The sequence below is a fragment of the Dokdonia sp. Asnod1-B02 genome, from assembly GCF_045063955.1.
In the GTDB taxonomy this organism is placed as follows: Bacteria; Bacteroidota; Bacteroidia; order Flavobacteriales; family Flavobacteriaceae; genus Dokdonia.
On record NZ_JBEFNW010000002.1, the window covers coordinates 943,436 to 963,679 of the forward strand.

Sequence of the window (20,244 nt, forward strand, 5' to 3'; positions counted from 1 at the left end):
AATTTGCATAACAAAAAAGAGCCAGCTAAAATAGCTGGCTCTTTAATATGTTATGTTGTGAGAGTCTATTGATCTCCTCCATTATCTGGAAGACTTACTGGCTCTGGAGCAGGAGTAGTTTGTTCTACAGCATCTGCATCAAAAACTTGAGACTCGCTTCTTATAGTACCGTCAAAAATACTTAGGTTACTAGCAAGAATAAGTACTAATAAGATAGTCGCTAGTGCCCATGTTGCTTTGTCAAGAAAATCTGTTGTTTTCTGAACGCCACCCATTTGCTGTGTTCCACCACCGCCAAAAGAAGAAGATAATCCGCCTCCTTTAGGGTTTTGCACCATAATAACGACAATAAGAAGGAAAGCTACTATAATGATCAATCCTAAAAATATATAAAACGTAGTACTCATAATATTTTAATCTTTTTGTTCTTCAAGTTGTTCTACTGCTCGAATTTGGTCTGCAAAGAAACCACTTTTTTCTGGATATTTCAAACTTAAAATTCGGTATGCTTGTTTTGCTTTTGGAAAGTTTTTTTGCTCGACATAAACTCGTGCTAAAGTCTCTGTCATCAAGGCATCAGAAGAAAATAGAAATTCTTTTTTTGTTTTCTTTTTATCTGCCGGTATTGACTTTATATTTCCAATTTTCGGATTTGTTTCTATAAAGGAATCTATAATTTGTTGTTTTCGCTTTCGCGAAACTTTAGTTGTAGTTTCCTCATTATCAGATTTTGATGCGGTTGTAGTTTGCTTTTTAATTACTACTTCTTTTGTAGGAGTAGGAGCAGGAACCTCTTTGTCATCAGATGTAGATGAGCGATCTATGGGTTGAAAAGAAGAAAGCTGTAACCACTCAGAAAATGAATGCGCTTCAGATTTTGTAAAAGGTAATGGCTTGCCTACTTGAAGCGTATCCTCCGCCTTTGCTCTAGTCATAATAGAGTCTTTCTTTTCTACAAATAAATCTGGATCAAGAATTTGCGATGCTTTTGCTTGTTCTTCTTGCTCGACTAGAATAGATACATCTTGTGCATCTGTGACTTCTAGAGATCGTAGTTGTTTTTCTTGATCTTTTATTTGAGTACTTACCGCTGTCTGTAAGAAATGCTCTGACGTGATATAGTCAAATAGTACGGCTCTATCTGCTGTGTGGCTAGCTGTGCGCTTTAATGCTTTGTTGTAAGCAAAGCTCTCTTGGTTTTTTAATCCTTTTAGATACAGCGCATGAGCACTTTGAAAGAAAGGAAATGCGTCAATGATAGTGCGCAAATCGCTTGTCTGCTCAGTATTAATCTGGTCAGGATGTTCTAGTAAATATGTGTATTGTTCTGTAGTCATTACCAGCGAGCTAGTGATGCGTTAAATACATCTTGAGTAATACGCTCATAAATCTCGTCTAGCGCAGTATTCAGTGCGCTACCTACTAACTGTGTTTCACCAGGCACATCTGAGAAAAATGAAAACCTGCGTTCAAAATCATACTCACCATCTTCCCGAGTATTATTAAAAAAACGAACATTTACTGTAATGGTAAGTCGGTTTTGTGCTGCTAGATTTTCTGAAGTAGAAGCTTGCGGAGCAATGTAATATTCTATTATCTCGCCTTCATACACTACATCTGCATTACTGTTTGTAAGTACTAAAGGTGATTGGTTCTGGATAATGTCTCTTAGCTGTTCTGTGAACTCTCTATCGATTCCAGGTTCTACTATAGCAGCCTCGTTTTGAAAAAAGCGAACTTCAAACGTTTCTTCTTTATCTATAGACACGCCACTTAATGAATACACGCTACAGCCTTGAATTAAAAAGACTGTTGTAATTAAAATGATGAAGTTGTTAAATGATTTCATGTGGTGTATGATAAAACGATAATTTTTGAACTTTGGTACAATACTATTATTGTTACAAATCAAATTGCTTGATTTTTCTATATAATGTGCGCTCGCTTATGCCTAGTTCTTGAGCGGCTACTTTGCGTTTGCCTTTGTGACGTTCTAGTGATTTCTTGATAAGTTCAAGCTCTTTATCGTGTAGCGATAGTGTTTCTTCTTCCTCAATTTCTTCTGCAAAATGATATGGGTCTGCAGTAGGTTCTGGTTGAGGTGGAGTAGGAGCTTGTGCTTGTGATTTATGAGGTATCTGTAGTACGTCCATTACTTCTTCTACGGTCTCATATGAGTCGTCATCATCGTCATAAATCTTTTTAATGAGGCTCTCATTCTCCTCGCGTACATCTGAGGTATTTCCATTTTTCATTAACTCGAGTGTGAGTTTTTTCAGATCATTCAAGTCGGCTTTCATGTCAAAGAGGACTTTGTATAGAATCTCACGCTCGTTTGAGAAGTCAGACTTCTCTTGTGACTTTACAATGGCAGGAAGTCTAGATCCTGTGTCGGGAAGATAGTTGCTTATAGTTGCAGCCGATACTTCACGGTTAGTTTCTAATACAGATACTTGCTCGGCTACGTTACGTAGCTGGCGTATGTTTCCATTCCAGCGATATGAAACTAGAAGTTGTACTGCTTCTTCAGACAGTCGTATCGTTGGCATCTTATACTTCATAGCAAAGTCTGATGCAAATTTCCTAAACAATAAATGAATGTCTCCTTTGCGCTCTCTCAGTGGAGGAAGCGGGATATCTACGGTACTCAGTCTATAAAATAAATCTTCACGAAACTTCCCTTCTTGGATAGCTTCAAACATCGAGACATTAGTCGCTGCAACGATGCGTACGTCTGTTTTCTGTGTTTTTGAAGAGCCTACTTTTAAAAACTCTCCATTCTCTAAAACTCTTAATAAACGTACTTGGGTAGGTAGCGGTAACTCTCCCACTTCATCTAGAAATATAGTCCCACCATCTGCCTCCTCAAAGTATCCGCTTCTTGTAGAAGTTGCACCTGTAAATGCACCTTTCTCGTGTCCAAAAAGCTCACTATCTATCGTTCCTTCTGGGATAGCTCCACAGTTTACAGCAATATATTTATTGTGTTTTCTATGAGAAAGTGAGTGTATAATGCGCGGGACACTCTCTTTACCTACTCCAGATTCTCCTGTCACTAGTACAGAAATATCTGTAGGAGCCACTTGTATAGCTTTTTCGATAGCGCGATTTAGTGCAGGATTATCTCCTATGATACCAAATCGTTGTTTTGTGGTTTGTATTCCTTCCATAGTAAACGCCCATTACAGTGGGTATCTATTTGATTAGTATAAATTGTGTTACGCTTTCGCGAAAGCGTTATTCTCAAAAGACTATTGCTAGCACAGTACTTTGTGTTTCTATTGCCAGTACGCTGCGTAGCCTGTTGCCTCACCTATAAGTGTCCCTGTCGTACATTCATTAATTTTTACATTAACGAAGTCGCCTACTTTGTAATCCCCTTTAGGGAAAACGGCAACGACATTCTGATCATTACGACCGCTCCACTCATCTTTATTCTTTTTTGACTCCTTTTCTATAAGAATCTCTACCGTTTGATCTTGGTAGCGAAGTAAGTTGTCTCTAGAGATTGCTCTTTGTAAGTCAATCACATCTTGTAAACGTCTCTTTTTTATCGCTAGTGGGATGTCATCTTCCATCTTGCGTTCTGCCATAGTACCTGGACGCTCAGAGTAATAAAACATAAAACCAAAATCATACTTTACATAGTTGATAAGGTCAAGTGTTCCTTGATGATCTTCTTCGGTTTCTGTGGGGAAACCTGTAATCATATCTTGACTAATCCCAATATGAGGGATTAGATTTTTAATATTATCAATGAGCGTTTTGTACTCTGCAACTGTATGCTGGCGATTCATTAATTGTAAAATTCTATCACTTCCAGACTGCACAGGCAAGTGAATGTAATTACATACATTCTTGTGTTTTGCCATTACCTCTATTACATCAAGCGTCATATCTTGAGGGTTTGAAGTAGAGAAACGTATGCGCATTTTAGGCTGAGCCTTTGCAACGGTGTCCATGAGCTGCGCAAAATTTACCGCAGTAGCTTTTGCCATTTCACTAGCCTTGTCAAAATCTTTCTTGAGTCCGCCGCCATACCATAAGTATGAATCCACGTTTTGACCAAGTAATGTGATTTCTTTAAAACCTTTTTCAGCAAGATCTTGTACTTCTTCAAGTATAGACTGAGGATCACGGCTACGCTCGCGACCTCTTGTAAAAGGAACGACACAGAACGTACACATATTATCACAACCACGAGTGATTGATACAAAAGCGGTAACACCATTAGTTAATAAACGTACTGGTGAGATATCTCCGTAAGTTTCTTCTTTAGATAAGATTACGTTTACTGCATTTCTACCTTCTTCTACCTCGCTAAGTAAGTTAGGAATATCTTTATAAGCATCTGGACCTACTACGAGATCAACTATTTTTTCTTCTTCAAGAAATTTGCTTTTAAGACGCTCTGCCATACAGCCTAGCACTCCTACTTTCATATTAGGGTTTTGCTTGCGCTTTACGGCTTGATATTTTTCTAAGCGTTTACGTACAGTTACCTCTGCCTTCTCACGTATAGAACAAGTGTTTACTAGCACAAGATCTGCTTCTTCAAGAATTTGAGTAGTATTATACCCTTCATTTGCAAGAATGGAAGCCACCACCTCGCTATCTGCAAAGTTCATCTGGCAACCGTAACTTTCTATAAAAAGCTTTTTTGTATTCTCAAGTTTGCGCTCTAATGTAAGCGCTTCCCCTTGTTTGTGTTCTTCTATTATTTTTTCCATCTGCTTATTCGTCCAAAATCTTTGTCAAGGATTATGCAAAGATACGTCTAATGTAGAGTTGTGACAAAGTGGCAGACGCCAAGAATTACATAAAATTCTCGTTATTTGCTTTTTTAAAACCCGAAGATTGCTACATAAACTATTTATCTTATTGCTGTTACTAGTCATTCAGACCGTTTATTCTCAATCTGTTGAGGAGACTAAAGCACAACGATTGTTGCAGCAAATCGCTGTGCAGCATGATAACGACTTTGTTTTTGCTATAGATCGTTATTATACAGCAGGGACATTCTTAAGTTATAGTAGGCAATTACAAGGAGACTTTATTTTTAAAAAACAAGAGTATCCGCTGCAGTTAGATCTTATGTTAGGTCAGGAAACCTACACGCCTAGAGAACTCTTTGAAACTAATTTTGATTTTTTTGAACGTCCTTATGCAGGGTATCTTTTTGTAAGAGGCTCCGTTTCAAAAGCGCAAGAAGATGTGCTTTTTAAAATTGACGCAGAGCTAGGACTTGCGGGAGAGCAGTCTAAGGCAGGAGATATACAAGTTGCTTATCACGAACTTATCAATGAATTTATACCCGTTTGGGAGGGTGAGATAGGTAATAGTGTGCATTTTAACGGCTTTGGGACTTTCGTTAAAGACTATCGGTTAAAAAATTCTAATTTATTTAAAAATGTTGCACTTCAGTCTACGGTGGCGCTAGGTACACGAAGAGCTTTTGCAAGACAAGAAGCGCTTCTTTATATAGGGAATCGTAATGTGGTAGCTAGCTCTTCGGCTTTTGGGAGATTGGGAGGTAAGCATGAGTTTTATGGCTTTGCGGGAGTGGGCGCAGAGTATGTATTACTTAATGCACTTATTGAAGGGCATCCCTTTGGAGATGATTCTCCCTTTACGTTACCCATAGTATCAACCGTATTATCCTTTAAATCTGGAATTACGTACCGTGGAGAAAATAATCTTTATAGTATCGTTTACAATTTTAGAACAAGAGAGACAAAGCGAGAAGGTAGAAGCCAGTATGTTGCCTTGCAATTTGCTAGAAGATTTTAATCTGGCTGTCGATTAATCTTATATTTTTACGACTGTAATAAAAGATAAAGAATGATATTATCAGATATGCTTGTCAAAATTAGACAAGCACCGCATGTAGATTTTGGAGGATTGTTTGGCCGAGCGATTGATTTGTTTCAAAAAGTATGGCTTCAGGGCTTGCTTATGCAAGTGTTAACGATTGCTGTTTCTTGGGGAGTGTCTATGGCGGTCATGTTGCCTATGAGCTTAGGTGGTGCTTTTATAGAATATGGTGATGTCTCCTACAATGATGATGAGGTAGGTGTCATTGCTTTAATTTTTATGATGGTGATGTACTTAGTGATTCTAGTGGTTATGTCTGTAGTCAACTTTGCACTTCAAGCAGCTTTTTACAGAATCATACGTATGAAAGACCGCAACCGAAGTGGAGATCGCGGAGTAGGTTTCGGGATGTTTATCAAGAAAAAGTATCTCAAGAAGGTGCTAGTGCTTTCAATGATGCAAGTGGGGATTGCTGTGCTAGCCGCCCTGTTTTTTATAATTCCATTGTTTTATGTGTTGGTGCCGTTACAATTTGCCATTGTGATATTTGCTTTTAATCCTGATTGGTCCGTAAACGATATCTACAAAGCAGCTTTTGCACTAGGGAATAAAAAGTGGGGAATTACCTTTGGAACTTGTCTTGTTATTGGTTTTCTAGCTATTGTTGTTGGGGTTATGGCTTGTTTCATAGGTGTGTATGCAACCGTTTCTGTTGTCTATTTGCCGGCTTACCTTATATATAAAGATGTGGTTGGTTTTACAGAAGATGAAGATATGATTGCTCAGATAGGTGTGTAGTAATAGTCCGCTTTCGCGAAAGCGTAACAACTCCATAAAACAGTGATTTGCGATGCTTCAAAAAGTGAAATATCACAGAAATAATGCCCTTGCGGATTGCGATATAAATAAAACATCTACTTTTGTACCCTGAAAAATAAGATGTATGGCAAAGAATCTCGTCATTGTGGAGTCACCTGCAAAGGCTAAAACAATAGAAAAATTTCTAGGCTCTGACTATAAAGTTGAGAGTAGTTTTGGGCACATAGCAGACCTTCCCTCTAAGGAGTTAGGCGTTGATGTAGATGGAGATTTTACTCCTAAATATAAAGTCTCTGACGATAAGAAAAAGGTAGTAAAAAATCTAAAGTCACTAGCCGCAAAAGCCGATATGGTTTGGCTAGCAAGTGATGAGGATCGCGAGGGTGAGGCCATTGCATGGCACCTCGAGCAAGAGCTCGGGTTAACACCAGACCGTACTAAGCGTATTGTTTTTCACGAGATTACAAAAACTGCTATTTTAAGAGCAATCGATAATCCTCGCAAGATTGATTATGATCTTGTAAACGCACAGCAAGCGCGTAGAGTTTTGGATAGACTTGTGGGTTACGAACTTTCACCAGTATTATGGAGAAAGGTAAAAGGAGGACTTTCGGCAGGGCGAGTGCAATCTGTTTCTGTGAGACTTATTGTAGAGCGTGAGCGCGAGGTGTTAAACTTTGAAGCACAAGCTTCTTATAGAATAGACGCTGAGTTTACTACAGAAGATGGAAAATCTTTTAGAGCAAAACTTCCTAAAAACATTACTACTAAGAAAAAAGCACAAGAATTTCTTGAGAAAAACTTGAAGGCGACTTTTAAAGTAGATGCGCTCACAAAAAAGCCAGCCAAAAAATCACCAGCACCACCATTTACAACTTCTACATTGCAACAAGAAGCAAGTAGAAAGTTGTACTTCTCTGTTAGTAAAACAATGAATATGGCGCAACGTCTCTATGAGGCAGGGCACATTACATATATGAGAACAGATAGTGTAAACCTATCTAAAGATGCAAAAGCCGGTGCTCAAGCAGAAATACTAGCTGCTTACGGTAAGGGATTTCATAAGGAACGTAACTATAAAGGGAAATCAAAAGGAGCACAAGAAGCTCACGAAGCGATACGCCCAACAGATTTTTCTAAGCATTCTGTAAATATGGAGCGTGATCAAATGCGTTTATACGATTTGATCTGGAAACGAGCTATTGCATCACAAATGAGTGAGGCGCAATTAGAGCGTACTAATGTGCAGATAGCTTCAAGCGCAGGAACAGATAACTTTACTGCAAATGGAGAGATTTTAAAGTTTGAAGGATTCTTAAAGGTTTACCTTGAAGGTCATGATGATGAAGATGAAGAAGAGACTGGATTACTTCCAGATCTTAAAACGGGAGAAACATTACTCAATTCTTACATTACCGCAACAGAACGTTTTACAAGACCACCGTATCGATATACAGAAGCATCTCTAGTAAAGAAATTAGAGGAGCTTGGTATCGGTCGTCCGTCTACATATGCACCTACTATTACTACGATACAAAATCGTAAGTATGTGGAGAAGGGTACTGTAGATGGTAAAGAACGAGCGTATGATGTCTTGAGTCTTGAAAACAACGAGATAAAAGATAGAACCTTAACAGAGATGGTAGGTTCAGATAAAGGAAAGCTAGTTCCTACAGATGTGGGAATGGTAGTAAATGATTTCCTTGTACAGCACTTTGAAAATATTCTTGATTACAACTTTACAGCAAAAGTCGAAGCAGATTTTGATGATATTGCAGAGGGTAAGCAGGAGTGGACAAAGATGATGAAGGACTTTTACAAGGATTTCCATCCGCATGTAAAAGACGTAGAGAAAAATGCAGACCGCGAGGTAGGTGAGCGTATTTTAGGTAAAGACCCAGAAAGTGGTAAGCCGGTAAGTGTTCGTCTAGGGAAATTTGGACCTATGGTGCAAATAGGTTCTGTAGAAGATGAGGAAAAGCCACGTTTTGCAAGTTTAGGTCCAGATCAAACGCTGGCAAACCTGACTTATGAGCAAGCGATGGACTTGTTTAAACTGCCTAAAGATTTAGGGACTTTTGAAGAAGAAGAAGTGTCTGTAAATAATGGTCGTTTTGGTCCTTATGTGAAGTTTGGGGCAACCTTTGTTTCATTACCTAAAGGTCGAGACCCTATGGATGTAGATCTTGATGAAGCTATTGTGTATATCAAAGAGAAGCAAAAGGCAGATGCTCCTATTTATACCTATGAAGACCTTCCAGTTCAAAAAGGAACAGGGCGTTTCGGGCCATTTATAAAATGGAACGGGATGTTTATTAATGTCAATAAGAAGTACGACTTTGACAATCTTTCTGACGATGATATCGTAGAGCTTATTGAAGTGAAGAAGCAGAAGGAAATTGATAAAGTACTTCAAGACTTCCCAGAAGAAGGTATACGTGTAGAAAAAGCAAGATGGGGTCGTTCTAATATTATTAAGGGAAAGACTAAAATTGAGCTAAGTAAGGATATAGACGCAGCAGCGTTAACCTTAGATGAAATCAAGGCGTACATAGAGAAAAAAGCACCTAAGAAAAAAGCAGCAGCAAAGAAGAAGGCTCCGGCCAAAAAGAAAGCTCCAGCAAAGAAAAAGGCGCCTGTAAAGAAAAAAACGACTGCAAAAAAGAAGTAATATATGGCCTTTGAGGTGCTAAGCCCTATACCAGAAATTGCGCTTGCGCATATACAATTGCAACATCATCAATCACTAGGTAATAACATTAGATTACACAGTGAGGAGTTGGGAATGCCAGATCTAGAGGGTGTGCAAGTAGCTATTATTTGCTTGCGCGAAAACAGGCGTGATCAAAATAACCTCGGAGAATCATTATCATTTACAGAACTTAGGACCACTTTTTACGAACTTTTCCCTGGTAACTGGCACACAACAATTGCAGATTTGGGTGACATTCACGGAGGAGAAAGTGTAGATGACACCTATTTTGCCATCAGAACTGTTAACGAAGCTCTTTTTAAGAAGGGAATTGTACCTATGTACATAGGAGGAAGCCAAGATTTGGTGTATCCTATTTACAGATCTTACGATAAGTTGGATCAAATGGTAAATGTGGTGAATGTAGATAGTCGTTTTGACTTAGGAGATGCGAGCCAGCCTATCCATAATAAATCGTACGTAGGGAAGATTATTGTTGAGAAACCATATAATCTTTTCAACTATTCAAATATAGGGTATCAAACCTATTTTAATCCTCAGGAGGAAATAGATTTGATGGATAAGTTATATTTTGATAGTTACCGATTAGGAAATGTTTCGGCTATGATGAGTATTGTGGAGCCTGTAATGAGAGATGCAGATCTTGTTGCGATAGACTTAAACGCTGTGCGCAGTAGTGAGCTAAGTACTAGGTATAATAAAATGCCTAACGGGTTTGATGGCAAGGAGATATGTACTATTGCTCGATATGCAGGTATAAGCGATAAGGTGACTTCTTTTGGAGTTTTTGAATATAAGAATGACGCCCACGAGGAAAAAGCCGCGATGCTCGTTGCTCAAATGATGTGGTACTTTATTGAGGGAGTAAATTTTCGCGCAAGCGAAAACATGGATATTGAGAAAGGAAATTTTCTTACGTATCAAGTTCCAATTGAAGATGAAGTGTTAACATTTTATAAAAGCGAAAAAACAGCCAGATGGTGGATTGAGATTCCATTTATTATGGGCTTGAATAATAAATTAAAAAGGCACACGTTATTACCTTGCACATACCAAGATTATCTGGATGCTTGTAACCAAAACATCCCTGAGCGTTGGTTCAAGGCAAGGAAGAAAAACGAAATTTGACAATGTGTTTCAACGATGAAATGATTATTTTTGGCGAATAAATTGTTTATTACAAATAAAATAAATAGGTTTACGCCCTTAACTTTAGAATACTTAACCTAATATCCTATGAAAAAGTATATTGCATTTATTGCGATAGTAGCTTTGCTGTCTAGTTGTGGCAAAGGCGATCGAGGGGAACTCGTCGGTGCCAAAGGCAAGCGATGGAACCCTGAAAAACCTTATGGAATGACCCTCGTTTCTGGAGGTGCTTACATAATGGGTAAGAGTGATGATGACTTTGCTGCGGTAAATGATGCTCCTACTAAAACGGTGACTGTGCGCTCTTTCTACATGGACGAAACAGAAATCACTAACGAAGAATACAGACAGTTTGTAGAGTGGGTACGTGATTCTACAGTACGCACAAAACTTGCAATCCTTGCAGATGAGCTTGGGGAGACTCCTGGTAATGGTGGTATAGGTGAGTTTGCATTTAGCGATGCAGATCCTGAGAATATGACGCCTTACGAGCAATACATGTATGATAATTACTTCGGACTAGGAGAGACTGGTTTTGAAGGTCGTAAGCTTAATAAAGATCTTGATATCATTTGGGATACTTCAGAATATCCAGATGAGTATTATGCTGAGGTGATGGATACCATGTACATCCCTATGGAAGAGGCTTATAATGGACAGCGCACTATTGACGTTGATAAATTAGAATTCCGCTATACATATCTTGATATTCAAGAAGCAGCAAAGAAAAACGGCGGTCGTCGTAAAGATCATATCAAAACAGAAACAGTAAAAATCTATCCTGATACAACGGTGTGGATTAAAGATTTTGCATACTCATATAACGAGCCTATGCATAATGACTATTTCTGGCATGATGCATACGGAGAGTATCCGGTTGTTGGAGTTACATGGATGCAAGCAAAAGCTTTTTGTGAGTGGAGAACGATGTACAAGAACGCTCATCAGAAATCTAAGAAGAGACAATTTGTAAACCGTTTTAGACTTCCTGGTGAAGCAGAGTGGGAGTATGCCGCTCGTGGCGGACTAGAAAGTGGTGATTACCCTTGGGGTGGTCCATATGCAAAGAATGATAGAGGTTGCTTCCTTGCAAACTTTAAACCTTTAAGAGGGGATTATGGCGCAGATCAAGCGTTATACACAGTAGAGGCAGATGCTTACGAACCTAATGATTACAACCTGTACAACATGGCAGGAAATGTATCAGAGTGGGTAGCTTCTTCTTACGATCCAGCTTCTTATGAATATATGTCTACTATTAACCCTAACGTAAATGACAAAGACAATCGTCGTAAAGTTATACGTGGTGGTTCATGGAAAGATGTTGCTTACTTCCTACAGGTAAGCTCACGTGACTATGAGTATCAAGACTCTGCTCGTAGTTATATCGGTTTTAGAACCGTGCAGGACTTTATGGGTGTTGATGAAAAAATCAACCTTAGAAAGCCGAAGAAATAACGAATTGAATAATTCCCAAATTATAACAATTACTTAATCTAATTAACTTACTTAACTAAACTAAAAAACCTATTTAACATGGCTAAATCAAAAACTGGAAAGAAATTAATGAATATGGTCTACGGACTAGGAGCAGCAGTAGTAATTATTGGTGCTTTATTCAAAATAATGCACTGGCCTTTCGGTAACGAGATGCTTATTGTTGGTCTAATTACGGAGGCGGTAGTATTTGCTATTTCTGCATTTGAACCTGTGGATAATGAGCTTGATTGGGCATTAGTGTACCCAGAACTTGCAGGTGGTGCAAGTGGATCAAAGAAAAAAGCAGTTGCTCCTGTTGAAGCAGAAGCTCAATTATCTAAAAAGTTAGATAACATGCTTAAAGAAGCAAAAATTGATTCTGAGCTTATGACAAGCTTAGGAACTAGCATACGTAGCTTCGAAGGTGCTGCTAAAGGAATTGCACCTACAGCAGATGCAATGTCTTCTACTAAAAAATATTCTGAAGAGATGGCACTTGCTGCAGCTCAAATGGAGTCTTTAAATAGCCTTTACAAAGTACAAGTAGAGTCTTCTAGCCGTCAAGCAGAAATCAACGAGCAAGTAACTCAAAATGCTGGAAAGCTTAAAGATCAAATGGAGAGTCTTGCTACAAACCTTTCTTCGTTAAATGGAGTATATGGTGGAATGCTTTCTGCAATGAACAAAAACTAATTTTAGTTGTTTACACAATTAATAAACTAACAACTAAAATTTAAAAAATGGCAGGAGGAAAACAAAGCCCAAGGCAAAAGATGATTAACCTAATGTATTTAGTGTTTATAGCAATGCTAGCACTAAATATGTCTAAAGAGGTATTGTCTGCTTTTGGTTCAATAAACGAAAAATTTGATCGTTCTAATGCGACGTTTGAAGCAAAGAATGATCTTGCATTAGCAGATATATCTAAGAAAGCAAATGAAAACGAAGAGTTTAAAGCAGCCGCTGCAACAGCAAAATCTGCTAAAGCTCTTGGAGATGAATATTTCGCATACTTAGCTTCTGAAAAAGCAGCACTTTTGGCTGAAGTAAAAGACCCTAAGGATTATGAAGCTATGGATAAGTCTAACTTTATCGATGAGCGTTATTATAAGGGAGGTAAAGTATCGCCAACTGGACAAGAATTTCTTGCAAAGATGGATGCTTACCGAGAAGGGATGTTGAAACTTGCAGGAGATAATGAAGCGCTTGCGGCGCAAATTCAAAGTGATTTTAGTACAGCTCCTATCGTCACAGGCGGAGAAGGAGATGGAGCAAAAGTTACTCAGGATTATTTATCTTATAACTACGTAGGATTTCCATCAGTATCTTCTTTAACTAAAATGTCTCAATTACAAAATGACATTAAAGTTGTTGAGAATGAATTATTGTCAAAATTACTTTCTGGTAATCTTAAAGAACTTGCTTCTTTAAACAACTATGAAACTGTAATGACAACTTCAAAAGGTGCTTATTACACAGGATCAACGTTTGATGGTGTTCTTTCTTTGGGTCGTGTAGATTCTTCTACTAAGCCTTCTAGAGTGGAATTAAAATTAGATGGACGTGCAATCCCAGCTGATAAAGTTTCTTTCGATGGTGGTAAACTTGTTTTAGGTGTAAACACTGGAGGTGTAGGTGATCACAAAATTACGGGATCATTATTTTATCCTCAAGATGGTAAGGAAATCGAAGTTCCAGTTGAACAAGCTTTTACTACGATTAACAAGCCTAACTCTGCAACTATCGCTGCAGATAAGATGAATGTAGTATATCGTGGTGTTGCAAACCCAATGACGATATCTTTTGCTGGCGTGTCAGATAATGCAGTCTCTGCATCTGGAGCAGGTCTTTCTAAAAGATCTGGAACTAGCTATTCAATGACTCCTGGTCAAGGACGTGAAGTAACGATTAATGTAACTGCAAAGCTTCCTGATGGAGGTAGTGCTTCAGATAAAGCTGTTTTCCGTATTAAAGATATTCCACGTCCAGTGGGAACTTTAGGAGGTGATGACGGTGGTAACTTAAAGAAGCCTAGAAATACAGTTGCAGCAGCGCCAATAGGAGCTAGTCTTCCAGATTTTGACTTTGATCTTAACTTAAGAGTTAATAGTTTCAAATTTAGAGCAGGAGATGCGGCTACGGTTTCTGTACAAGGAAATAAGCTTAATGGAGCAGCACAATCTGCACTAAAGCGTGCAAAAAGAGGATCTACAGTACAGATCTTTGATATTAAAGCAAGTATACAAGGTAACTCAGGATATAGATTGAAGACAGTTTCTCCAATCATCATTGAGTTAGCAAACTAAAATAAAAGTAATTATGAGTCTTAAACGTTTAATTTTTGTTGCACTCGGTCTATTGATGGCAGTTCCAGCATTTGCACAAGGAAATATCCTTAATGCAAAAACGCCGGATGAAATGTTTGAAGTTACCGAAGAGCAAAAAGCAAAGGACAACGACAATCCATTGCCATATGGTTACGTAGAAAAGCGTGACGTATTATGGGCAAAAAACACTTGGGAGGTTGTTGATCTTGATGAACGCGTAAATTTCCCTCTGTACTATCCTATTGATACCATCAATATGGGGTCAGATCGTCGTTCGCTTTTTGATGTTCTTGTTAAGAATATTAAAAATGGAAAGATTGATGCTATTTACAGAGATTCATATTTTACAGAAAAAATTCAACTAGGAGATCTTTCTGCCGCAATGGTAAAGATTGATACTTCTGATGCTGGATATGATCAATTAAATGCAGGAGAATCTATTTCTGATTATAACATTGAACGTACAGAAATTACTGCTTATGACATCAACGCATACCACATACGTGGTTACTGGTATATCGACAAGCGTCAAGGAGAACTTAAGTACCGCTTGTTAGGTATTGCTCCAGTTTCTGGTGATGTAAACTTCTTAGACGATTCAAGTGCAGCAGATATTGAACTTTTTTGGATATGGTTTCCAGGAGCTCGTGAAGTACTGCACAATGCAAAAGCATTTAACCGTAAGAACACATCAATGCCTATATCATTTGACCACTTGTTAAATAGTAGACGTTTTAACGCGACTATTTATAAAGAGGATAACGTACAAGGTGACCGTAAGGTTAAGGAGTACATCAATGATAACTCAATGATGCAATTACTAGAGTCAGATCGTATCAAAGAACGTATTAGAGATATTGAACAAGATCTTTGGAATTACTAGATTAATTTCCAATTAGAATATAAGCCACCTAAGCAATACGTTTAGGTGGCTTTTTTATTTTATAATTTTCAGACTTATAAATAGGATGGCGATGCGCACTTTGTGAGCCTACTATTCTTGTATTTTTGTATGGTGAAAGAAGTAGATTATATTATCGTAGGTCTTGGGCTGGCAGGCATCGCATTTTGTGAAGAGTGTGAGCGCAATGGGAAGACTTTTATTGTCATAGACAAAGGTACAGAAGGTGCTAGTCGCGTAGCAGCTGGTTTATACAATCCAGTAATATTAAAACGTTACTCTCTGCCCTGGAAAGCCATTGAGCAGTTTGATCTTGCAATCCCTTATTTTAGAACTTTAGAAAAGAAACTTGGCGAGTCATTCATGTATGAATTGCCCGTGCGCAAAGTATTCCACTCTATCGAAGATCAAAATAATTGGTTTACGGCAAGTGATAAGCCTGGGTTGGATCGGTTTGTGAAAACTGCGATAGTAAAGGAAGAACGTGAGGAGATTTCGGCGCCATTTCATTATGGAGAAGTGCTGGAGACGGGTAGAGTGGCAATCACAAAACTTCAATCCTGTTATGAGCAATACCTTGCTGGTAAGTCCGCTTTCGCGAAAGCGGTATTTGATTATGACTTATTACAATTGCAAGAATCTTCAGTCACCTATGATGGTTACAAAGCCTCTCGAATTGTTTTTGCAGAAGGTTATGGAGTGAAGCAAAATCCTTACTTCGGGAAATTGCCATTAGTTGGTAATAAGGGAGAATACATAATTATCAGTGCTCCACAATTACAATTAAATGCAGCAATAAAATCTTCATTCTTTATCGTTCCTTTAGGAAACGATCTTTATAAAGTAGGTGCGACTTATAATTGGACAGATAAAGAATGGGAAACTACAACAGTAGCTCGTGAAGAGCTTTTAGAGAAGCTTGACGCACTAATTAATGTTGCCTATGAAGTTGTCGATCAAGAGGCGGGTGTGCGCCCTACAACCGGCGATAGAAGGCCGCTGCTCGGTGTTCACCCTATCTACAATCAGCTAGCAATATTAAATGGCTTAGGCACAAGAGGAATCATGGCAGGGCCATTACTTGCAAAGTATCTTTATAACTTTTTAGAATATCAAGAAGCACTACCCGCAGAAGTGGATGTGATGCGTTTTCCTAAAAAATTCAGGTAGTCTGGTGTGTTAATTAGCTTGACAGTTGATCTTTGGCTGGGTCGTATTTCATGAAGAAATTGATCCATATATTGCGGGATAGTCGCATAATTACAGGCATGAAAACAATCATGGTTCCTACAATCGCTATAAAAGAATTTACAAGATTTGCCTCAAAAAACAGGTATGTTATTACAAAGGCAGCCGTTGCAAAAGCAATCCCTACTGGATAGCTCACATACATAGCGCCATAAAAGAAAGAAGGTTCTATCTTATATTTTGTGTCACAATGAGAACAACGCTCATGCATTTTAAGCGTTTCTGAAAGTATATATGGATTTGGGTTTTTATACATGGACTCATTATGGCAAACAGGACATTTACCATTAATAATGCTGTTAAGTTTAGTGCCTTTTAGAATTCCCATAATCTCCTTGGTTTATGAGTACAAATTTAAGCATCTTTGCAGTCCTCAAACTTTATAAATCATAATATTTACTTATCTCCTTATGCTTAATATTCATAACCTTTCTGTCTCATTTCAAGGCGAATATCTTTTTGAAGAAATCACCTTCCGTCTTAATGGAGGAGATCGTGTAGGACTTGTAGGTAAAAATGGTGCTGGAAAGTCTACCATGTTACGCATTATTTCTGGCGAGCAACCTTATGATACTGGATCTATAGCTATCGAAAAAGAGATAAGTATAGGTTTTTTAAAGCAGGATATTGACTTTGTAGAAGGAAGAACTGTTCTTCAAGAGTCTTATGAAGCTTTTAAGGAAATTAAAGAGCTAGAGGGTAAACTTGATGAGATTAATAGTCAGCTAGCTACTCGTACAGATTATGAGAGTGAAGGATATAACCAGTTAATGATTGACATTAACGATGTGCAACATCAATACGAGGTGCATGGAGGTTATAACTATAAAGGAGAGACAGAACGTATACTCCAGGGACTAGGTTTTAAGCGCGAAGATTTTGATAAGCTCACAGATACATTTTCTGGAGGATGGCGCATGCGTATCGAGCTTGCAAAGCTATTGCTTCAAAACCATGATATATTATTGCTGGATGAGCCTACAAACCACTTAGATATTGAATCTATTATCTGGCTTGAGACCTTTCTAAAAGGATATTCTGGAGCTGTGGCAATTGTATCGCACGATAAAATGTTCTTAGATAATGTTACAAATCGAACTATTGAGATTTCTTTAGGTCGTATTTATGATTATCCAAAGCCCTATACAGAATACCTAGTATTACGCAGTGAGTTAAGAGAGCAGCAGCTTGCTTCTCAGAAAAACCAGCAAAAGCAAATAGAGCAAACGGAGAAACTCATCGAGAAATTCCGTGCAAAAGCATCTAAGGCTACTATGGCGCAATCACTTATCAAAAAGCTTGATAAGATAGATCGTATTGAGGTAGATGAGGATGACAATAGTGTGATGACGTTAAAATTCCCTGTATCTGTTACTCCGGGCAAAGTGGTAGTAGAGGCAAACGATGTTGAGAAAAGCTACGGTGATAAAACAGTACTGCAAGGGATAGATTTACTTGTAGAGCGCAATACAAAGACTGCCTTTGTAGGTCAAAATGGTCAAGGTAAATCTACACTTGCCAAAATTATAGTAGGAGAACTAGCGCATCAAGGTAATGTAAAGTTAGGGCACAATGTGCAAATAGGATACTTTGCTCAAAATCAAGCAGAATACCTAGACGGATCAAAAACCGTGGAGGAAACAATGATTGATGCGGCAGATGAGCGCACAAGACCGCTTGTGCGTAATATTCTAGGTTCTTTTCTCTTTAGAGGAGAGGAGGTAGATAAATATGTGCGCGTACTTTCTGGAGGTGAGCGTAACAGGCTTGCACTGGCAAAATTGATGTTACAGCCTTTTAATGTGCTTGTGATGGATGAGCCTACTAACCACCTCGACATAAAATCTAAGAATGTTTTAAAGGATAGTCTTAAGCAGTTTGAAGGAACACTTATTGTTGTATCTCACGATCGTGATTTCTTGCAAGGACTCACAGATCGCGTTTATGAGTTTAAAGACCACCGCATACGTGAGTTTTTAGGTGATGTAGATTACTATCTTGAACAGCGCGAGGTGTCTAACTTACGCGAGATAGAAAAGAGAGACGTCATCAAAAAAGAAGCTCCAGTAAAAAGTTCAAAAAAATCATACGAAGATCAGAAGAAGCTCAAGTCCCTTAATAATAGGTTGAGTAAGGTGGAGTCTAATATCAACAAGCTTGAAAGAGAAGTAAAGCAACTTGACGCAGAGCTAGCAACTAATTATGATGAGACCGTGGCAAAGCCAGACTTCTTTGATAATTACAACGGTAAGAAAAAGAAGCTAGATGGATATATGGAAGATTGGGGCAAAATCACTGAAGAGCTAGATGCTTTGAATTAAAATTTTAGTTACGCTTTCGCGAAAGCGTACTTATAACACTACATAACTCATAAACCCCACTATTTAAGTGGGGTTTTGTTTTTAAAGAGCATTTTTTTAAAGATGTTGTCTGGTGTTATTTGGTTTTTGTTAAGAATGAGAGTGTTAGGGTTGAGAAGTCGCTTCTAGACTCTTCATGTTGTATCCGCTATGGAATCAGTATTTTAGGTGTAGCTAGTGCTTTTTGTCGTTTAACGAGCTATGAGATTTTTTAAGACATCGTTAACAACTGTCGCGCCTTGACATGGTTAGCTTTGCGTATTGATCATTAGGTCATTTTCAACCAAAAAAATTACGATGCGTAAAATCATCCTTTCTCTATTAGGAGTAGTACTCATAATAGGCGCTTTCTTTGCTTCTGAGGCAATTGTTGCTAGTAACCAACGTACACGACCAAAACCAGAAAAGGTGGTTAAAACAGTCTTTGTAGAAGACGTTGTTAATGGTGTTGTGCCTATGGAGATTTCGGCAAATGGTAATCTTGTAGCACAGCGCAGGTTAGAGGTGTTCTCGGAGGTGCAAGGTATATTGCAAAAGGGTAGCAAACTTTTTAAGCCTGGTCAAACCTATAGAAGAGGAGAAACCATATTACGTTTAAATAGCGCAGAATATTATGCATCTGTGCAATCACAAAAAAGTGCCTTGTTTAATCAAATAACGGCTATCATGCCAGATTTGAGATTAGACTATCCAGAGGCTTACCCTAAGTGGCAGAAGTATATTAATAACTTCGATGTAAATAAATCTACTCCTACACTTCCAGAAATTACTTCAGAAAAGGAAGGTTATTTTATCTCAGGGCGTAACATTCAGACTTCTTACTATAATGTAAAGAACCTCGAGCAACGACTTGGGAAGTACAATATAGTAGCACCTTTTACAGGAATACTAACCGAGGCATTGGTTACTGAGGGAACTTTAGTGCGCCCAGGCCAAAAACTAGGTGAATTTATTGACACAAGTGTTTATGAGCTTGAAGTTGCAATAAGTAAGAATTATGCAGACTTGCTTAAAGTAGGCAATGAAGTAGCCCTTACAACGATAGATGGAGATCAATCTTACACTGGGAAGGTGACAAGAGTAAACGGTAATATAGATCAAGCTTCACAAACTATAAATGCATACATAGAAGTAAAGGATAGTGCGCTTAGAGAAGGTGTTTATCTTGAGGCTGTGCTCCAAGCTAAAGAGGAGACAGATGCGATTGCAATAGCAAGAGGATTGTTACAGCCAAATAATCAAGTTTTTACTGTAAGAGATTCAATTCTTGACATTATCGATGTAAAACCAGTATACTTCTCAGATAAAGAAGTTGTTGTAAAAGGAGTGCCTAATGGGACAAAGCTAGTAAGCAAGCCAGTTCCAGGAGCATATGCAGGTATGCTTGTAAAAATATACCAAGAGAAAGATTCATCACAAGCACCAGCAGAGTAA

General features: G+C 38.3%; 18 protein-coding genes. 11 read left to right on the forward strand and 7 right to left on the reverse strand.

Features of this window, described 5'->3' with window-relative positions:
• Positions 1-65 precede the first annotated feature (65 nt).
• From secG to miaB, 5 genes are all read right to left on the reverse strand, one after another.
• The gene (secG, locus tag ACJJVU_RS04320) at positions 66-407 is read right to left on the reverse strand and encodes a preprotein translocase subunit SecG (RefSeq protein ID WP_108877017.1); all 342 of its coding nucleotides are present in this window, start codon (positions 405-407) and stop codon (positions 66-68) included.
• Between the two features lie 6 nt (positions 408-413).
• Positions 414-1,337 (reverse strand): hypothetical protein, encoded by a 924-nt coding sequence (locus tag ACJJVU_RS04325; protein ID WP_405222657.1) that lies wholly within the window; start codon positions 1,335-1,337, stop codon positions 414-416.
• Positions 1,337-1,849, reverse strand: a complete 513-nt coding sequence (locus ACJJVU_RS04330; RefSeq protein WP_405222660.1) for an LptE family protein — start codon at positions 1,847-1,849, stop codon at positions 1,337-1,339. The genes ACJJVU_RS04325 and ACJJVU_RS04330 overlap by 1 nt, the downstream gene beginning before the upstream one ends.
• A 52-nt stretch (positions 1,850-1,901) precedes the next feature.
• The gene (locus tag ACJJVU_RS04335; RefSeq protein ID WP_013751165.1) at positions 1,902-3,170 is read right to left on the reverse strand and encodes a sigma-54-dependent Fis family transcriptional regulator; all 1,269 of its coding nucleotides are present in this window, start codon (positions 3,168-3,170) and stop codon (positions 1,902-1,904) included.
• 108 nt (positions 3,171-3,278) lie between these two features.
• The gene (miaB, locus tag ACJJVU_RS04340; RefSeq protein ID WP_013751166.1) at positions 3,279-4,730 is read right to left on the reverse strand and encodes a tRNA (N6-isopentenyl adenosine(37)-C2)-methylthiotransferase MiaB; all 1,452 of its coding nucleotides are present in this window, start codon (positions 4,728-4,730) and stop codon (positions 3,279-3,281) included.
• A gap of 127 nt (positions 4,731-4,857) precedes the next feature.
• Between miaB and ACJJVU_RS04345 the strand changes: the two genes are divergently transcribed.
• Together ACJJVU_RS04345 and ACJJVU_RS04350 are read left to right on the forward strand one after the other, a co-directional pair.
• Positions 4,858-5,790 carry a lipid A deacylase LpxR family protein gene (locus ACJJVU_RS04345; RefSeq protein ID WP_405222665.1) on the forward strand — a complete coding sequence of 311 codons (933 nt, stop codon included), beginning with the start codon at positions 4,858-4,860 and terminating at the stop codon, positions 5,788-5,790.
• Positions 5,791-5,841: 51 nt separating this feature from the next.
• Positions 5,842-6,612, forward strand: coding sequence for a hypothetical protein (locus ACJJVU_RS04350; RefSeq protein WP_405222668.1), 771 nt, complete (start codon positions 5,842-5,844; stop codon positions 6,610-6,612).
• On the opposite strand, the gene ACJJVU_RS04355 is transcribed toward ACJJVU_RS04350, so the two are convergent.
• Positions 6,597-6,728 carry a hypothetical protein gene (locus ACJJVU_RS04355; protein WP_339849795.1) on the reverse strand — a complete coding sequence of 44 codons (132 nt, stop codon included), beginning with the start codon at positions 6,726-6,728 and terminating at the stop codon, positions 6,597-6,599. The genes ACJJVU_RS04350 and ACJJVU_RS04355 overlap by 16 nt on opposite strands.
• Before the next feature lie 29 nt (positions 6,729-6,757).
• Between ACJJVU_RS04355 and topA the strand changes: the two genes are divergently transcribed.
• The 7 genes from topA to ACJJVU_RS04390 all read left to right on the forward strand — a co-directional run bounded on the left by topA (position 6,758) and on the right by ACJJVU_RS04390 (position 16,372).
• Complete coding sequence (topA, locus tag ACJJVU_RS04360; RefSeq protein WP_405222671.1) at positions 6,758-9,304, forward strand: type I DNA topoisomerase; 2,547 nt, start codon at positions 6,758-6,760, stop codon at positions 9,302-9,304.
• Between the two features lie 3 nt (positions 9,305-9,307).
• The gene (locus tag ACJJVU_RS04365) at positions 9,308-10,474 is read left to right on the forward strand and encodes a formimidoylglutamase (protein ID WP_013751172.1); all 1,167 of its coding nucleotides are present in this window, start codon (positions 9,308-9,310) and stop codon (positions 10,472-10,474) included.
• A gap of 108 nt (positions 10,475-10,582) precedes the next feature.
• Positions 10,583-11,953, forward strand: a complete 1,371-nt coding sequence (gene gldK, locus ACJJVU_RS04370) for a gliding motility lipoprotein GldK (RefSeq protein WP_405222675.1) — start codon at positions 10,583-10,585, stop codon at positions 11,951-11,953.
• A 78-nt stretch (positions 11,954-12,031) separates the two neighbouring features.
• Positions 12,032-12,667, forward strand: coding sequence for a gliding motility protein GldL (gene gldL / locus ACJJVU_RS04375; protein WP_339849787.1), 636 nt, complete (start codon positions 12,032-12,034; stop codon positions 12,665-12,667).
• Between the two features lie 47 nt (positions 12,668-12,714).
• Positions 12,715-14,280: a gliding motility protein GldM gene (gene gldM, locus ACJJVU_RS04380; protein WP_379952779.1), complete on the forward strand. Its 1,566-nt coding sequence runs from the start codon at positions 12,715-12,717 to the stop codon at positions 14,278-14,280.
• Between the two features lie 13 nt (positions 14,281-14,293).
• Positions 14,294-15,184, forward strand: coding sequence for a gliding motility protein GldN (gene gldN / locus ACJJVU_RS04385; RefSeq protein ID WP_108877002.1), 891 nt, complete (start codon positions 14,294-14,296; stop codon positions 15,182-15,184).
• A 129-nt stretch (positions 15,185-15,313) separates the two neighbouring features.
• Complete coding sequence (locus tag ACJJVU_RS04390; protein ID WP_405222680.1) at positions 15,314-16,372, forward strand: NAD(P)/FAD-dependent oxidoreductase; 1,059 nt, start codon at positions 15,314-15,316, stop codon at positions 16,370-16,372.
• Between the two features lie 13 nt (positions 16,373-16,385).
• Here ACJJVU_RS04390 and ACJJVU_RS04395 read toward each other — a convergent pair whose 3' ends face one another.
• Entirely contained in the window at positions 16,386-16,778 is a 393-nt protein-coding gene (locus ACJJVU_RS04395; protein WP_405222683.1) for a DUF983 domain-containing protein, read from the reverse strand.
• A gap of 82 nt (positions 16,779-16,860) precedes the next feature.
• Here ACJJVU_RS04395 and ACJJVU_RS04400 point away from each other — a divergent pair, with 82 nt between their 5' ends.
• Both ACJJVU_RS04400 and ACJJVU_RS04405 read left to right on the forward strand, forming a co-directional pair.
• Positions 16,861-18,771, forward strand: a complete 1,911-nt coding sequence (locus ACJJVU_RS04400; RefSeq protein ID WP_405222686.1) for an ABC-F family ATP-binding cassette domain-containing protein — start codon at positions 16,861-16,863, stop codon at positions 18,769-18,771.
• A gap of 336 nt (positions 18,772-19,107) precedes the next feature.
• Entirely contained in the window at positions 19,108-20,244 is a 1,137-nt protein-coding gene (locus ACJJVU_RS04405) for an efflux RND transporter periplasmic adaptor subunit (RefSeq protein ID WP_405222689.1), read from the forward strand.

Excerpts from the sequence above, each read along its gene's own strand:
- gldN (WP_108877002.1), top strand. The coding sequence starts at position 14,294 with ATGAGTCTTAAACGTTTAATTTTTGTTGCACTCGGTCTATTGATGGCA.
- ACJJVU_RS04350 (WP_405222668.1), top strand. The coding sequence starts at position 5,842 with ATGATATTATCAGATATGCTTGTCAAAATTAGACAAGCACCGCATGTA.
- ACJJVU_RS04395 (WP_405222683.1), bottom strand. The coding sequence starts at position 16,778 with ATGGGAATTCTAAAAGGCACTAAACTTAACAGCATTATTAATGGTAAA.
- ACJJVU_RS04325 (WP_405222657.1), bottom strand. The coding sequence starts at position 1,337 with ATGACTACAGAACAATACACATATTTACTAGAACATCCTGACCAGATT.
- topA (WP_405222671.1), top strand. The coding sequence starts at position 6,758 with ATGGCAAAGAATCTCGTCATTGTGGAGTCACCTGCAAAGGCTAAAACA.
- ACJJVU_RS04335 (WP_013751165.1), bottom strand. The coding sequence starts at position 3,170 with ATGGAAGGAATACAAACCACAAAACAACGATTTGGTATCATAGGAGAT.
- ACJJVU_RS04355 (WP_339849795.1), bottom strand. The coding sequence starts at position 6,728 with ATGTTTTATTTATATCGCAATCCGCAAGGGCATTATTTCTGTGATATT.
- ACJJVU_RS04405 (WP_405222689.1), top strand. The coding sequence starts at position 19,108 with ATGCGTAAAATCATCCTTTCTCTATTAGGAGTAGTACTCATAATAGGC.
- ACJJVU_RS04400 (WP_405222686.1), top strand. The coding sequence starts at position 16,861 with ATGCTTAATATTCATAACCTTTCTGTCTCATTTCAAGGCGAATATCTT.
- miaB (WP_013751166.1), bottom strand. The coding sequence starts at position 4,730 with ATGGAAAAAATAATAGAAGAACACAAACAAGGGGAAGCGCTTACATTA.
- ACJJVU_RS04365 (WP_013751172.1), top strand. The coding sequence starts at position 9,308 with ATGGCCTTTGAGGTGCTAAGCCCTATACCAGAAATTGCGCTTGCGCAT.
- gldK (WP_405222675.1), top strand. The coding sequence starts at position 10,583 with ATGAAAAAGTATATTGCATTTATTGCGATAGTAGCTTTGCTGTCTAGT.
- ACJJVU_RS04330 (WP_405222660.1), bottom strand. The coding sequence starts at position 1,849 with ATGAAATCATTTAACAACTTCATCATTTTAATTACAACAGTCTTTTTA.
- gldM (WP_379952779.1), top strand. The coding sequence starts at position 12,715 with ATGGCAGGAGGAAAACAAAGCCCAAGGCAAAAGATGATTAACCTAATG.
- secG (WP_108877017.1), bottom strand. The coding sequence starts at position 407 with ATGAGTACTACGTTTTATATATTTTTAGGATTGATCATTATAGTAGCT.
- ACJJVU_RS04390 (WP_405222680.1), top strand. The coding sequence starts at position 15,314 with ATGGTGAAAGAAGTAGATTATATTATCGTAGGTCTTGGGCTGGCAGGC.
- gldL (WP_339849787.1), top strand. The coding sequence starts at position 12,032 with ATGGCTAAATCAAAAACTGGAAAGAAATTAATGAATATGGTCTACGGA.